This is a genomic window from Agrobacterium sp. A3-95, assembly GCF_053521785.1.
Genome location: NZ_JBNWDR010000006.1, coordinates 66375 through 80468 on the forward strand (window position 1 = coordinate 66375; position 14094 = coordinate 80468).

Below are 14094 nucleotides of genomic sequence, written 5' to 3' on the forward strand. Positions count from 1 at the left end.
ATGACCATCACCAAAATCCGTGCGGGACTTATGCGCGGCAATATCGGCCAGGGCTTCGGCGTCGAGATCATGTATCCGGGGCTGTCACTGACAACCGACGACAGCGGGATCGGTCCCATCGGCAGGATTGACCGCGCCCAGGTTCAGCCGGGTCATCTCATAGGCATGCATCCGCACAAGGACGACGAAATACTGACCTACATGCGCGGCGGGCAGATGCTCCACCGAGACACCGTCGGAAACGAGAAAAAGCTCGACAAGACACTTTTCATGATGATGAACGCCGGCCATCACTTCCAGCATGAAGAGCTTATGCTTGGGGAAACACCCGTCCGGGCCCTACAGATTTTCCTGCGTCCTAACGCTCAAAATCTTGAGCCAATGGTGCAGTTTCATGATTTCGTCGATGAATTCAGTGACGATAGCTGGAGACTGATTGCAGGGCCACGAAAAGCGCCATTGACGGTAAGATCCGATGTCTGGGTCTTTGATGTGCGCCTCAGCGTAGGCACGACGCTGAGATTGCCAACCGCTGATAACTCCCGGTTGGCTTGCCTGCTCTTTGTCTTCAAGGGGAAAATTCGATTTGGAAACGAGACGGTCTCCGACGGAGAGAGCGTGTTCGTGACCTCGTTCGAACAACATCCAACGGCATTGACCGAGACCGATATCGTCTTGTTCTCGTTCGATACCGACGTCCAGGTATTTCGCGGCGGCATGTTCAGCGGCAACCAGAAACGGGGCCGCTGAAGTCGTTGCTCGAGCGGCGCAAACGTGAACCAGGGGCTTTCTCGCGCCAAGTCTCTTTCAACGTTTCGGTGTCTCCCACCGATGGTGTTTTTATGCATAGCAAAGGGCACCATTAGGTCGATATCATCGCCAGCGCCTTCCGTGGCCATCGTGGATGAACGGAAGAGCAGTTCTGGCTAATCGTCGCTACCCTCCCAATCTTCATAGCGATCGCTGATGCGGATCACGAAGACCGTGGCGTCCTCGCCTACCCGGTAGACAGGCATCGATCTCAATCGAACGAAATGACGCAGGGCAAAGGGGCTTCACCTCGTCTGCTGCCCTATAGAAGCATGGCCCACTCCAGCGTACGGTCGTCGGATAGACCTGGCAGTGGGTTGGAGCTCTAAACCGTTTGCGGCTTCCGTTCCAGCCGGCCTGAAAGCCGAACTGCTGGTAAAAGGATTATGAGATAGATTATCGCCGCCAGCGTCAGCGACGAGGTGTTGAAAGTCACGGACCGTATGGTGCTGGCCGAATATAGAAGGTCGTGAACACCAACAATCGAGGCTAGTGAAGTCGCTTTTACAACCTCGATCGTATTGGATGCAAGATCCGGCAGCACGTTGCGCAATGCTTGCGGCAGCACGACATAACGAAGGGAATCTGTGTATCCAAGGCCGGTGGAGCGGGCAGCTTCCATTTGCCCCCGCGACACCGAACCGAGGCCCGCTCGAATGATCTCGCAATAATAAGCCGTGTTGTTAAGCAACAGTGCAATGATCGCGCACAAGATCGCAGGCAGCCTGACGCCTAGAAACGGCAGGGCGGAGAAGGTGACGATGATGAGCACCAGCGGCGGCATGGTGCGAAAGACGTTAACCCATGTCCTGACAATCCAGCGCAGCACCGGCGAGCGCGCTTCAGACATCAGCGCTAACCCAAGGCCGATACCGAAACCGACGGGTGCCAGCACGGCCGTGAGCACGAGGGTGATCATCAGGCCGGAGACGAGATAGGGTAGCGCCTGGCTCATGATGTCGAGATTGAAGAATTGTTCGATCAGATCGGTCATGTCCGCGTCCCCCAGGCCATACGTTTTTCAAGGCCGCCTGCCAAAGCCATCAGCGGCATGAAGATGATCAGGTAAAGGATCGCCGCCATGATCAGTGGCGTGGCATTTCCGGAGAAGGACAGCGCGGTCTGCGCTTCGTTCAAAAGCTCTGGCATGCCGATTGCTGTTCCAAGCGCCGTATTCTTGGAAATGGCCAGTGCACGGTTGGTCAGCGGCGGGATGCAAAGCCGCATGGCCTGCGGCAAGACCACATAGCGCAGGGTCTGTGCATTGGTCATGCCGGTCGAGCGAGAGGCTTCCCATTGCCCTGGGCCGACGGCTGAGATCCCCGCCCAGAAAATCTCCTCGGCGAAGGACGCAAGTATGAGAGAAAGCGTCAGCCAGAGTACCCAAGATGCAGAAAGGCTGATACCGACACTTGGCAAGCCGAAATAAAGCAGCAGCACGACCGAGAGCGGCGGAACAGCTCTAAAACAGTCGACGAAAAGGCGCAGGACCCACACGACAGCCTTGTTCGACACAAGACGGATCAGCGCCAACGCAAGTCCGGACAGGAGCCCGGCGATTACGATCGCCAGCGACAGATAGATCGTAATCCAAGCGCCACGCAGCAGATCGGGCAGATATGTTTGCGCGACCGCCCCGTTGAAGAAGAGATCGACGAGACCGGTGATATCCATCGCTCAGTGTCCGTGCGAGAGAAATTGGAAAGCGCGGCTTTCCGCGCCACGCGCCAGAATTTCGGCGGGCGTTCCGATCTCGACGATCTGCCCCGCCTCCATGAAGGCGACCCGGTCCGCAGCCTCGCGGGCAAAGCGCATCTCGTGACTGACCACCAGCATGGTCATGCCTTCTTTTTTCATATCCATCATCGCCTGCAGAATTTCGGCGACGAGTTGCGGATCAAGCGCCGAGGTTGGCTCGTCGAGAAGCATGACCTTCGGCCCAAGCGCAAGCGCCCTCGCGATAGCGACGCGCTGCTGTTGGCCGCCGGAAAGCTGCGATGGGTAATGCGTCAGGCGGGCGCCGAGACCCACACGGGTCAATTCACGGCGCGCGATTTCCCGCGCCTCGTTCGTGGATTTCTTCTGCACCCTCTGCAATGCCAGCATCACATTCTGTTCGGCTGTCATGTGCGGGTAAAGATTGAACTGCTGGAACACCATGCCGATGCGCTGGCGCATGTTGTTGATGTCTGTCGCCACGGCGGTGATATTGATTCCGTCGACAATGATCGCGCCGTCCGTCGGCTCCTCCAGCCTGTTGCAGCACCGCAGAAGAGTGGATTTTCCAGACCCCGAGGGTCCGATCAAGAACACCAGCTCACCCGGCATGACGCGCAGGTTGATGTTGTTGAGAACATTCACGCCGTTGAAGGACTTATACAGAGCATGAATGTCGAGCATGGGCTGCGCGATCGATTGCGACATGGTTCTAGGCCTTAATCAGTCAGTCTGTTTCAGTTGCACGACAATTCGTGCGGCGTCGCATCGTAATTGCCGAGGCCGACCGGGCCGAAACCGGCTTGCGGGGTCACTTCCAGCGATCCGGCATCAGGCTTCACGCCAAGCCATTTTTCATAAAGCGATGCTGCCGTGCCATCCGACTTGATGCACTCAATGACGGTTTCGATCTGCTTACGCAGTTCTGGCGAGGACTTGGGGATCGTGTAAGCGAAGTAGCGGCCGGTGGTTTCCTTCAGGTCGGCAGCCTTCAGTGCCGGGTTCCGCTTGGCGAAGGTCAACGCAGTCGGCACGTTCATGATCGCCGCATCCGCGCGCCCTGCCTGAACGGCCTGCGCGGCATCGCTGAGCGATGCATAGGACTCGATCGTCCAGCCGATTTCGCCGGCCTTCTCGCGCGCCCACTTCTCGTCGGCGTTGCCCTTGTTGGCGGCAATGACCTTGCCCTTCAGCTGGTCATAGCTCTTCAGCGCCGGCGCATCCTTTTTGGTCACGAAGGCGAGATCGGCAGACCAGATACCTTCCGTCAGCAGAAAGATGTCGGAGCGTTCCTTCGTTACCGTCATCGGAACCGACAGCATGTCGTAGGTGCCCGCCTGCAGGGCCGGAATCAGCGCCGAAAATGCCATGGCGTCGATTGTAATCTTGCGGCCGAGGCGCTTGGAAATCTCGTTCGTCATATCGACGGTCAGACCTTCGATGGAACCGTCCATCTTCGGTTGGGCGAAGGGTGGTGCATTGCCGTCGAGTGCACTCTTCAACGGTTCCTGGGCAAAGGCGGGCCCAGCCGCAACGGCGAGCAGGGCAATGATGTCGTAGATTTTTTTCATGGTCGTTCCCCTTTATATTTTAATCAGGCTACAGAATTCGAATGAACATTTCAAATGGATGTTTCATTCATTTTTATTATTTTTAGACTTCCAGATCGCGGCGCGGTCCAACCAGCGGCTCGAGGGTTTTATCCGTGACGCGCGGGATCATGCGTCCCACTTCAAGAGCCTTGCCGAACGTGATCGCGGCCGCGGCCAGTTCATCGCCGGTCGGGGCCGTCTCGCCGCAACCTCTCCACAGCACCTGAACGGCAAGGCGCAAATCCTTGGTATCCTGTGACATGCGACTTACCCTTCTGCCCTGGTGGCGATTGAAAGAACATGCTGTGGCTCTGCCCGCATCGGGTTGGGGGTCAGAACCTGTTCGAGCGCCCACGCCGCGCGCATCAGCAGCGCTTCGTTCCTGAACCCGGCCGCCAGCTGTACAGACAGCGGCAGGCCCTCCGGCGAAAACCCAGCAGGCAGCGCCAGCGCCGGATGGCCGGACAGCGAGAACGGGCTACCGGCAGAACCTGCCGTATAGGAAATGACCGCCGGATTGTCGTGAATGGGCGGCGCCACCCGATAGGTCATCGGTAGCAAAAGCACATCGACCTTCGCGAAAATCTCATCAGTGCGGGCAACGAGCGCACGCCTCTGGCGCAGGGCGGCAAGGTAGTCGGCAGCCCTCAGATACATGCCCATTTCGAGCTTTTCGCGCAGCGAACGGCCCATAAGATGCCGATGCTCGAGATAGTCGCGCTCATGAATGGAAAAGCTCTCCGCCCGGTTGATCGGCATGGCGATCGAGCGATATTCGGATGGCGCAATCGGCAGGTCGATTTCGACCACCTCAGCGCCCAGTGCGGCAAACATCGCCGCGCTTTTGGCAAGAGCATCGAGAATAGCCGGCTCCGGCGCTACGCCACCCGGATCGAGATTGCGGACGAACCCGATCTTCAGATCTTTTACGCCATCCTTCAGACCCGGCAGTGTCGGCTCAACCGGCAAGGAAAGGCTGACGGGATCGGCCTCGTCAAAACCGGCAATCACATCATAGATGAGTGCCGTGTCTTCGGTGCTGAGCGCCAGTGGACCTGGCGTGTCGAAACTCCAGCAATTCGGCATGACGCCATGACGGCTGATGCGACCGAAGGTAGCCTTCAGCCCGACGAGACCGCAGGCTGCGGCTGGCAGGCGCACCGAACCGCCCGTATCGGTACCGATTGAAAACAGTGCGGTGCCCGCCGCGACAGCCGCAGCGGAACCTGTCGACGATCCACCGGTAAAATGCGCGGTATTCCAGGGGTTACGGCTTGGCGGTGCATCAAGATCGAAATGTACGGCACCGGTCCCTGTGCCGTATTCCCAGGTATTCAGCTTTCCCACGAGAATGGCGCCAGCCGCTTTCAGCCGCGTTACCAGCGTGGCTGTCATGTCGGGATCGTGGCTCTGCGGCACACGTGAGCCGCCGGTCGTTTCCATGCCCGCGGTGTAGATGTTGTCCTTAACCGCGAAGGGAATGCCGTCAAGCGGGCCGAGCAGCGTCCCGCTTGCGGCCCGCTCGTCCGATGCGACGGCGTTCTCGCGCGCAGCGTCTCGATCCATGCGCAGATAGGAATAGATCACGCCGTCGACCGCATCGATGCGGGCAAATACGGCTTCCAACAAAGCCGATGGCGTGATCTCGCCGCTCCCAATTTGCCGCCCTGCCTCTGCCACCGAAAGGCCGGCAAGTCCGATGCCTGCCTTTGCCGTTGCTTCTGTGTTTTCTGTAGCCTTCATGAGCGTCAGCTCCTTGCACTGTATGCTTTGTGGCGGCTTACGTCAGCGCCATCGGCATGTTGTAATCCGAGGAAAAAAATGCCGGACAAAGCGGTTAATCCGGCAACGACGAAAATGGAGGCCGAGATGGCATCCGCCGGTATTGTCACGCCCATTGCCTGGATCTGCGCCACCAGTACCGCCGCAACGGAGATGCCCAATCCCATCGACAATTGCTGGCCGACACCGCCAAGCGAGGTACTCGCGCTTTGCCTCGTCCTGGGAATATCGGCGAAGAGAAGCGCGTTGGTCGTGTTGAACTGAAGAGAGCGCATGACGCCAAACAGGAAGACGACGCAGACCGTGATCGCGAGTGGTGTGTCCGGTCCGATCCAGCCGATCAGCGCAATGGTCACCGCACCCAGCATGGCGTTACCAAACAGCGTTACCTTGAAACCGAATTTCGCCAGCACGCGCCGCATCATGGGTTTGAGTGCAATCGCGCTTGCGGCAACGATGAAGACAACCCAGCCGGCATCCGCCGCGCTCCAGCCAAAACCGATCTGCAATTGCAGCTGGAAAAGGAAAGGCAAGGCATTGAAGCCAAGGCGCGAAAGTCCCCCGCCGAAGAAGCCCACCCGGAACAGACGCAGCTTCAATAACGTGAGGTCAAGCGCTGGCGCTTCACGCCTCGCCATATGGCGGGCGTAGAACAAAGCGCAGACCGGCAGGATTGCAATCATGACAAGGATCGCGGAGATCGGCAGGAAGACATGAACCAGCTGGTCGAGCAGCAGCTGTACCGCGCCGAGAAACACGGCACAGGCCACGAAACCCCAGAGGTCGAAATTATAGCGTTCCCCGGGCTCGTCGCGTGGCAGCAAACGCGCTGCGAAAATCATGCCGAGAATGCCGAAGGGCATCTTCACAAAAAAGATCCACTGCCAGGAAAGGTAGGTTACCACATAGCCACCGATCAGCGGCCCGAGCACTGGACCGACAAGTGCCGGCGTCGACATCCAGGCAATGGCCGAGGCCAGTTGATCCTTCGGTGCCGCTCGAATGAGAAGTAACCTGCCGATCGGCGTCATTAGCGCCCCGGCCACCGCCTGCAAGGCGCGCATCGCGACAAGCGTCGCAAGGTCCTGCGCCAGCGCCGCGCCCACCGACATCAGCATGAATGCGCCCATCGCCCACAGGAAGATACGTTTCGCACCAAAACGATCAGCCAGCCATGCGCTTGCCGGGATCACGGCCGCCAGCGTCACGAGATAGATCGAGAGCGCCAGATTGACGCGCAGAGGCTCAATGCCGAAGTCGGCCGCAATCGCCGGGATTGCCGATACCATGATCGTGCTGTCGAGCCCTTCGATCAGGAAGGCGGCCGAGATCGAAAGGGAAAGCAGCATGAGGCTGCGCTCCCCTGAAAGGCGAGGCGTTGAAACCATCTGGGTCTATCCGGTGCGTGAGGTAACGCTCAGGCGCTAAAGCCCAATCGTTGCCTCGATTATTTCGGGAACGGTGACGCTCTTGGCACCCTCGATCGCGAAAATCTGGTCGAGTATCCGCTCGAAAGCGGCAATCCTGTAGGGTTGCCCCATGATCCAGGGCGAAAGGTTGATCGTAAGCAGACGGCCGTGCCCGCTTTCCTTTGCTTCGTTAGTCAAACGCCTGGCGGCCGCTATGAAGCTGCGTTCCACATCCTGCAGAGGCTGCTTTCGAACAGCGAGCATTTCACGGTCGGAAAGCTCCATCGTCGAGGGCAGCGCAATGATCTCGCCGGCACCGGTGTCGAAACGATAAGGCACCTCGTCATTGACCCAGTCTGCCATCGCCGTCACGCCGGCTTCGACCAAGAGGCGCGGCGTGCGCGTCGATTGCGACCAGGATGGTGAATGCCATGCAACAGGTGTTACGCCGAAACCATCGAAAATGGTGAGCGTTTCGGCAATCATCGCGGCTTCCGTCTTTTCATCCAGCCCTTCGTGGTGGATCGAACCGGCATCAAGGCTCGCCGCTACGATTTCCCACCCCTCACCGAGAATTTCGCGCATCAGGATCGGGTAACGCTGTGCGACACGGGCATTGAGGAAGGCGCTTGCTGTCAGTCCCCTTGCCTTCAGTGCATCCATCATCCGGTAGATACCGACCCGGTGACCGTAATCGCGCTGGGTGTAGGTCTGTGTGTCCGGCCATGCCCGGTTCGGCGCACCGACCGGCAGAAAAGGCTTGCCGGAGATGTTGAGCGGAAACCACTCGACGGCGATCTGAATCCAGACGCCGAGCGTGGTGTCGCCAGACCATTGAAGCCTGCGCTCGCTCCAGGTGTCGCGCCAGGCGTAGAAGTCGTGATCCATCTGACGGTGACGGCGAAGCGGCGTTTCGAGATAGGCGGGCCCGGTTGGTCGGATCATCATTGCTCTCCCTCAAGCCCGGACAGCCACGCGGACATCTGGTCGTAGTGGTGCTCGTAATACCAGTCGGCGATTTCGCGCGCCGTCGGATACCAGACCTGATCATGCGATTTGACGTAGTCGAGGAATTCGGCAAAGGCATCGATGCGATGCGGATGCCCGAGCACCAGTGGGTGGATCGCAAAGCACATTACGCGGGCGCTGTCGGCACCTTCGATATAAAGCCGGTCGAACTGCGCCTTCAGTGACGCGAACATTTCGTCCACCGAGTTATTGTTCCAGGCCGCCATCGGAATGTCGTTCATCTCGATGGAATAGGGCAGCGAAATAAGCTTGCCGCTTTTCAAGTTGAGCGGCATCGGCTGGTCGTCATGGAAGTAGTCGAGGGTATAGCGAATACCTTCCTGCGCCAGAATTTCCTGGGTCTCGAGGCTTGGCGTAATGGCCGGCGTCAGCCAGCCGTCCAGCCGCTGACCGACCTTCGCCAGTGTCTCGCGGGAATCGATGACGACCTGGCGCTGCTCGTCAGGCGTCATGCCGTAGAAGTAGCGGCTGTTGTAGACCCCATGGCTGAAAAGTTCCCAGCCCAGATCGTTGCAGCGCTTGATGATATCAGGATAATGGTCGCATACGGCCACCGAAAGCGAAACCGATCCACGAATGTCGCGCTTGGCCATCTCGTCCGCAATACGGCGGAAGCCGATGCGATTACCATAATCGCGCGAGGAATAGTACAGGACGTCCGGCAGGGTACGGAACGGAAAGCGATTGGGATTGACCGGTGGCTGCCATTCGTAGTGCTCGATGTTCGGCGCCAGCCAGAAGGCGAGGCGCGCACCGTCCGGCAGGGCAATCTTGGGCCTGCCCCGCATCGGCGCATACCGATACTGTCCCGTATCGACGTTTGCTTGCATCATGTCGTTCCCGTCACGTTCCCAGCTTCATTCACGATATGTCATTGTCAAACACATAATTGAAACATTTGTTTTGAACATTATATTCAAACATCTGCTGGTGCAAGTCTGTTTTTTTCGGTAGAGCATCGTAACCAAAGAAAACAGGCAAGACAGGGATGGAGACCTCCATGGAAGAGGAAGACGCAACAACGCGCCGGAGTGAAACACGCGATGCGATCCTGAGTGCTGCCAAGGAACTCGTTGCGCGCAAAGGCCCCAAGGGCACGACCGTGCGCGATATTACCGAGGCGTCTGGTGCCAACACGGCAGCGGTCAATTATTACTTTCAGTCGAAGGATGCACTTGTCCGTCTCGCAACGCAGGAGATCACCGGCGACGTAAACCAGCAGCGCCTATCGCGCCTCACCGAAATGGAACAGGCGGCAGGCGAAGCGGCTCTTACGCCCCGCCAGATCCTCGAGGCTCTGATCGAGCCCATCCTGACCGCTTCCCGGTCCAGCGACGGCGGAAGCCTTTACGTCCGGAACGTTTTCCAGATGCGCGTCGATGCCCGCGCCGGATACAACAATTTCAACATCAACAGCCATGCGGCGCATCGCTTTATCAAAGCGATGCAGAAAACCTTTCCCGAGCTCGATCTGGAAGATGTCATCTGGAATTACGAGTTCGCACGCGGCACGTCGGTCCATCTTTTGGCAAACCTTGATCCTGTCTCGCGTCGGTTTGAACAGCTGATGCTCTCCCCCGGTGAAACCCTGCCGCAAACGCCCAGATTTGAGCTTGGTAAAAGCGCGGTTGAGAGAGTGATTGCAGTTATTCTGCGTGGGTTCGGCAAGCCTCTCTGAGATTCCAAAATATAAGCGGGCAGTGTCGGCGACTACATTACAAACAAGCTTCGCGTCCACTCGCTTCCCAACGGCATGCTTATCGATCGGTCCGATCTTCACACCAAAACGGCGGTGCCCGAACGTCCTGCGAGCGAACACAAAGCGCGTGCCATTGAAAACACGCAACTGAGGAGGGTTTGCTTCAGTGCTTAAGGTTGATCCAGTCTTCGGAAGAAGAACCTTCTTCCCCGGGGACGCAATCGAGATCATGCTGTTTGTGACCTGACCTCGGCAAATTACTCCCGAAAGAGCCACGCGCGCACGGCGAAGTCAGCTTCCGGCCTGTGCAAATTACGGTGCCAACCGTCGCCAAACGCTGCGCGCTGCGGCGCTGCGGCGGGCGCCATTGGCAGTCCGGGCTCAGACACTCCCGCGCCTACGCGCTTGATTCTCCTGAGGTCGCGCCCTAGATGTTTTAGAAAGTCCGGAGGAAACATGCATCAGGTTTTAAGTCAAAAAGCAGAAACTGGCGTCAAGGGACTGGATGATGTTCTTTCCGGTGGCTTTACGCGCAGGCATGTCTTTTTACTTGAGGGCTCTCCAGGGACTGGCAAAACAACGATTGCTTTGCAGTTCCTTATTGAAGGAGAAATACGCGGCGAGCGCTGCCTTTACATCAGCCTGTCGGAAACGGACGAAGAATTGCGCGATTGCGCCAGATCGCATGGCATGGAGATTGGTAGCGGGATCGAGATATTTGAACTCGTCCCCCCGGAAAGCCTTCTCGACGCCGAACAACAACAAAGCCTGCTCTATTCCTCAGATCTCGAGTTGGGTGAAACGACAAAACTGATTTTCCAAGCCTTTGAGCGGATCAAACCTCAACGCGTCGTAATTGATAGTCTCTCTGAAATTCGCCTTCTAGCGCAGAGTTCGTTGCGATACCGCAGACAAATCCTCGCATTGAAACACTTCTTCGCTCGCTCCGATGCAACGGTGCTGCTGCTTGATGACATGACGTCGGAAAATTTTGACAAGACGGTCCATAGCGTAGTCCACGGTGTCATTCATCTCGAACAGCTTGCTCCCGATTACGGCTCCGAGCGGCGTCGGTTGAGAGTGATCAAGTATCGCGGTCAGTCGTTTCGCGGCGGCTATCATGATTTCACTATCAAGACTGGTGGCGTTGCGGTTTTTCCGCGCCTTCGCGCGATTGAGCACAGAACCGAATTCGAACGAACGACCCTCTCGAGCGGTCTTTCCCAATTCGACGGCCTGCTCGGTGGGGGCGTGGAGCGTGGATCAAGCACTCTCCTCATCGGCCCTGCTGGAACCGGAAAGAGCCTGTTTGCTCTGCAGTTCGTCAACGCCGCAGTCGAGCGTGGGGAAAGGGCTGCGGTCTTCATTTTCGATGAGGAACTTGGTCTCCTTTACGCACGCACCAGATCAATGGGTATCGACTTGGAGAAGCTGCAGGCAGACGGGCACGTCCACATCGAGCAACTCGATGCCGCCGAACTATCACCGGGGGAATTTGCACAGCGTGTGCGCGACCGGGTATCAACTTTCGATGCCAAGACAGTGGTGATCGACAGCATCAATGGCTACCAGGCTTCTATGCCGGAAGAGAATGCTCTCATCTTGCACATGCACGAACTGCTACAATACCTCAACAGGCAGGGAGCCAATACATTCCTGACGGTCGCCCAGCATGGCCTCGTTGGGGACATGAAATCACCCGTCGATGTCACTTATCTGGCAGATAGCGTCATCCTTCTGAGATATTTCGAGGCGCTCGGAAAAGTGCGTCGCGCCGTATCAGTGATCAAGAAGCGCACAGGCCCTCACGAAGACACGATCCGTGAGTTCAGAATATCCGGCAACGGACTGACCCTCGGAGAACCACTTTCCGACTTCCAGGGCATCCTTCGCGGCGTTCCGAACTTTGTCGGCGATCAACACCCGCTTCTTCCTCTCAACGGGGAGGGTAGCAAGAATTCCTAACGGCGACACACGCGCACTTGTCTATGCTCCGATCGGCCGCGATGCGCAAATTGCAGCGTCACTTCTGAAGGAAGCTGGTGTATCTTCCACCACCGTGGCTGACATTGCGTCGTTTGTCGCCGGCCTGGGGGACAACATCGCCTTCGCTGTGGTGACCGAGGAGGCATTTCGTTCAGCGGACCTGAAAGGGATTTTTGCTTGGATCGCAGCGCAGCCCAGTTGGTCTGACTTGCCATTCATTATCCTGACAAACCGCGGCGGAGGACCTGAACGCAACCCGACTGCGGCGAGGCTCTCTGAGGTTCTGGGAAATGTGAGCTTTGTCGAGCGACCTTTTCATGCGACGACTTTCATAAGCGTTGCCCGGTCGGCCATGCGCGGTCGCCGGCGGCAGTTCGATGCCCGGGCCAGAATGGAAGCACTCGATGAAGGCGAGCGTCGCCTCCAGACGGCCCTTGCCGCCGGCCGACTTGGCGCGTGGGAGCTCGATCTTGCAACCAATGAACTGACCACTTCGGCAACATGTCGATTAATTTTTGGCCGCGGTCCCGACGAAGAGTTTTCCTATGCGGACCTCTTAGCATCGGTCCATCCTGATGACTTCGAGCGCATGCAGTTGGCTGTTCGTGCAACGATAGAAGCGGGCGCCGACTACGCGATAGAATACCGAACGGTCTGGAATGACGGGTCTACCCACTGGGTGGAGATCCGTGCCCAGCTCTACAGGGACCGCACTGGCAAGGCCATCAAGCTTGTTGGCGTATCGGCCGACATAACCTCACGTCTGAAAGCGGAAGAGCATCAACGGCAGTTGAATGAGGTTCTGGAAGAGCGCGTCGCGGAGCGAACGCGTGAACTGGAAGAAGCATATGCTACCGTCATGGAAGAGGTAAGCCAACGAGAACGAGCTGAGCAACAGTTGCGCCAGTCCCAGAAGATGGAAGCGATCGGCCAACTCACCGGCGGCGTGGCGCACGATTTCAACAACCTCCTGATGGCCGTCCTCGGTAATCTTGAGTTGCTGCGAAAGTGCGTTGGCAATGACGCAAGGGCAATCCGCCTCATCGAGGGTGCCCAACAGGGCGCAAAACGTGGCGCTTCCCTCACCCAGCGGCTTCTCGCTTTCTCGCGCAGGCAGGACCTACGCATTGACCCGGTCGATATGCGCGCGCTGGTTACCGGAATGGAAGACCTTCTGAAAAGATCCGTCGGCTCGACCGTGGTGATCAAAACTGACGTGCCAGATCACCTTCCTCTGGTCTCGGCCGACGCCAACCAGGTCGAGCTCGCGCTCCTCAATCTCGTTGTCAATGCCCGTGATGCCATGCCTGACGGAGGCGAGATCGTTATCGGGCTGCACGATGTCCATCAGAACGTCCAGGCCGGTGAGCTTGCGGCAGGCAATTACGTCGTCCTCTCGGTCGTCGACCAGGGCCACGGAATGGATCGTGACACGCTGCTAAAGGCTATCGAGCCGTTTTTTTCGACCAAGGAACTTGGGAAAGGCACCGGTCTTGGTCTTTCCATGATCCATGGCCTGGCGTCCCAGTTGAAAGGCGACCTCAAGCTGACAAGCGAACTGGGTAAGGGCACAAGGGCGGAACTGTGGATCCCAATCTCGACATCCGAAATCACAAATGACTCCGCAGCGATTGAGGTCTCGGCTGGCGCGACCGCGAGCGCCTCAGGACCGAAACGAATACTGCTGGTGGATGACGACCCTCTCATAGCGATGAGCTCAGCCGATATGCTGATGGACCTCGGTCACGATGTCGTTGAAGCGCATTCGGGGAAAGAGGCACTGGAACATCTGGGAGACGGAACCGGCTTTGACCTCCTGATCACCGACTATTCAATGCCCGGCATGACCGGCGGAGATCTGGCAATTGCAGTGCGCCATATTGTCCCAAAGCTTCCGATACTCATCGCCTCGGGCTATGCAGAACTGCCGCCTGGAGTTGATCTTGACGTTTCCCGGCTTGGCAAGCCTTATACGCAGGATCAGCTGGAGCGGGAGCTTCATAAGCTGTTTAACGATCCGACGTAAACGCCGCCGTCTGGTCTCTTACCCCAGACAATTCTTATTCCGAAA

13 protein-coding genes are annotated in these 14094 nt (G+C 57.8%); 4 read left to right on the forward strand and 9 right to left on the reverse strand.

The window, feature by feature from the left end; genetic code table 11:
* On the forward strand, positions 1–750 hold the full coding sequence (locus ACQZ5Y_RS16580) for a pirin family protein (RefSeq protein ID WP_174051470.1): 750 nt from the start codon (positions 1–3) through the stop codon (positions 748–750).
* Between the two features lie 385 nt (positions 751–1135).
* On the opposite strand, the gene ACQZ5Y_RS16585 is transcribed toward ACQZ5Y_RS16580, so the two are convergent.
* The 9 genes from ACQZ5Y_RS16585 to ACQZ5Y_RS16625 form a co-directional block, all read right to left on the reverse strand.
* Positions 1136–1804, reverse strand: a complete 669-nt coding sequence (locus ACQZ5Y_RS16585; protein WP_112402998.1) for an amino acid ABC transporter permease — start codon at positions 1802–1804, stop codon at positions 1136–1138.
* Entirely contained in the window at positions 1801–2484 is a 684-nt protein-coding gene (locus ACQZ5Y_RS16590; RefSeq protein ID WP_080802978.1) for an amino acid ABC transporter permease, read from the reverse strand. The genes ACQZ5Y_RS16585 and ACQZ5Y_RS16590 overlap by 4 nt, the downstream gene beginning before the upstream one ends.
* Before the next feature lie 3 nt (positions 2485–2487).
* Positions 2488–3234 (reverse strand): amino acid ABC transporter ATP-binding protein, encoded by a 747-nt coding sequence (locus tag ACQZ5Y_RS16595; RefSeq protein ID WP_111801285.1) that lies wholly within the window; start codon positions 3232–3234, stop codon positions 2488–2490.
* Between the two features lie 29 nt (positions 3235–3263).
* A complete protein-coding gene (locus tag ACQZ5Y_RS16600) occupies positions 3264–4097 on the reverse strand; it encodes a transporter substrate-binding domain-containing protein (protein ID WP_174060396.1) in 834 nt (277 codons plus the stop codon).
* Between the two features lie 82 nt (positions 4098–4179).
* Positions 4180–4380, reverse strand: a complete 201-nt coding sequence (locus tag ACQZ5Y_RS16605) for a hypothetical protein (RefSeq protein ID WP_174051466.1) — start codon at positions 4378–4380, stop codon at positions 4180–4182.
* A 5-nt stretch (positions 4381–4385) separates the two neighbouring features.
* Positions 4386–5861, reverse strand: coding sequence for an amidase (locus tag ACQZ5Y_RS16610; protein WP_174051464.1), 1476 nt, complete (start codon positions 5859–5861; stop codon positions 4386–4388).
* 5 nt (positions 5862–5866) lie between these two features.
* Positions 5867–7288, reverse strand: coding sequence for an MFS transporter (locus ACQZ5Y_RS16615; RefSeq protein WP_174051462.1), 1422 nt, complete (start codon positions 7286–7288; stop codon positions 5867–5869).
* Positions 7289–7324: 36 nt separating this feature from the next.
* Entirely contained in the window at positions 7325–8254 is a 930-nt protein-coding gene (locus ACQZ5Y_RS16620; RefSeq protein WP_174051460.1) for a polysaccharide deacetylase family protein, read from the reverse strand.
* Positions 8254–9171, reverse strand: coding sequence for a polysaccharide deacetylase family protein (locus ACQZ5Y_RS16625; RefSeq protein WP_211380952.1), 918 nt, complete (start codon positions 9169–9171; stop codon positions 8254–8256). The genes ACQZ5Y_RS16620 and ACQZ5Y_RS16625 overlap by 1 nt, the downstream gene beginning before the upstream one ends.
* Before the next feature lie 167 nt (positions 9172–9338).
* Here ACQZ5Y_RS16625 and ACQZ5Y_RS16630 point away from each other — a divergent pair, with 167 nt between their 5' ends.
* The 3 genes from ACQZ5Y_RS16630 to ACQZ5Y_RS16640 all read left to right on the forward strand — a co-directional run bounded on the left by ACQZ5Y_RS16630 (position 9339) and on the right by ACQZ5Y_RS16640 (position 14049).
* Positions 9339–10016, forward strand: a complete 678-nt coding sequence (locus ACQZ5Y_RS16630; protein ID WP_174051458.1) for a TetR/AcrR family transcriptional regulator — start codon at positions 9339–9341, stop codon at positions 10014–10016.
* A 477-nt stretch (positions 10017–10493) separates the two neighbouring features.
* Positions 10494–12002 carry an ATPase domain-containing protein gene (locus ACQZ5Y_RS16635; RefSeq protein ID WP_013637528.1) on the forward strand — a complete coding sequence of 503 codons (1509 nt, stop codon included), beginning with the start codon at positions 10494–10496 and terminating at the stop codon, positions 12000–12002.
* Positions 11944–14049: an ATP-binding protein gene (locus ACQZ5Y_RS16640; RefSeq protein ID WP_236763177.1), complete on the forward strand. Its 2106-nt coding sequence runs from the start codon at positions 11944–11946 to the stop codon at positions 14047–14049. The genes ACQZ5Y_RS16635 and ACQZ5Y_RS16640 overlap by 59 nt, the downstream gene beginning before the upstream one ends.
* The last annotated feature ends 45 nt before the right edge of the window (positions 14050–14094 follow it).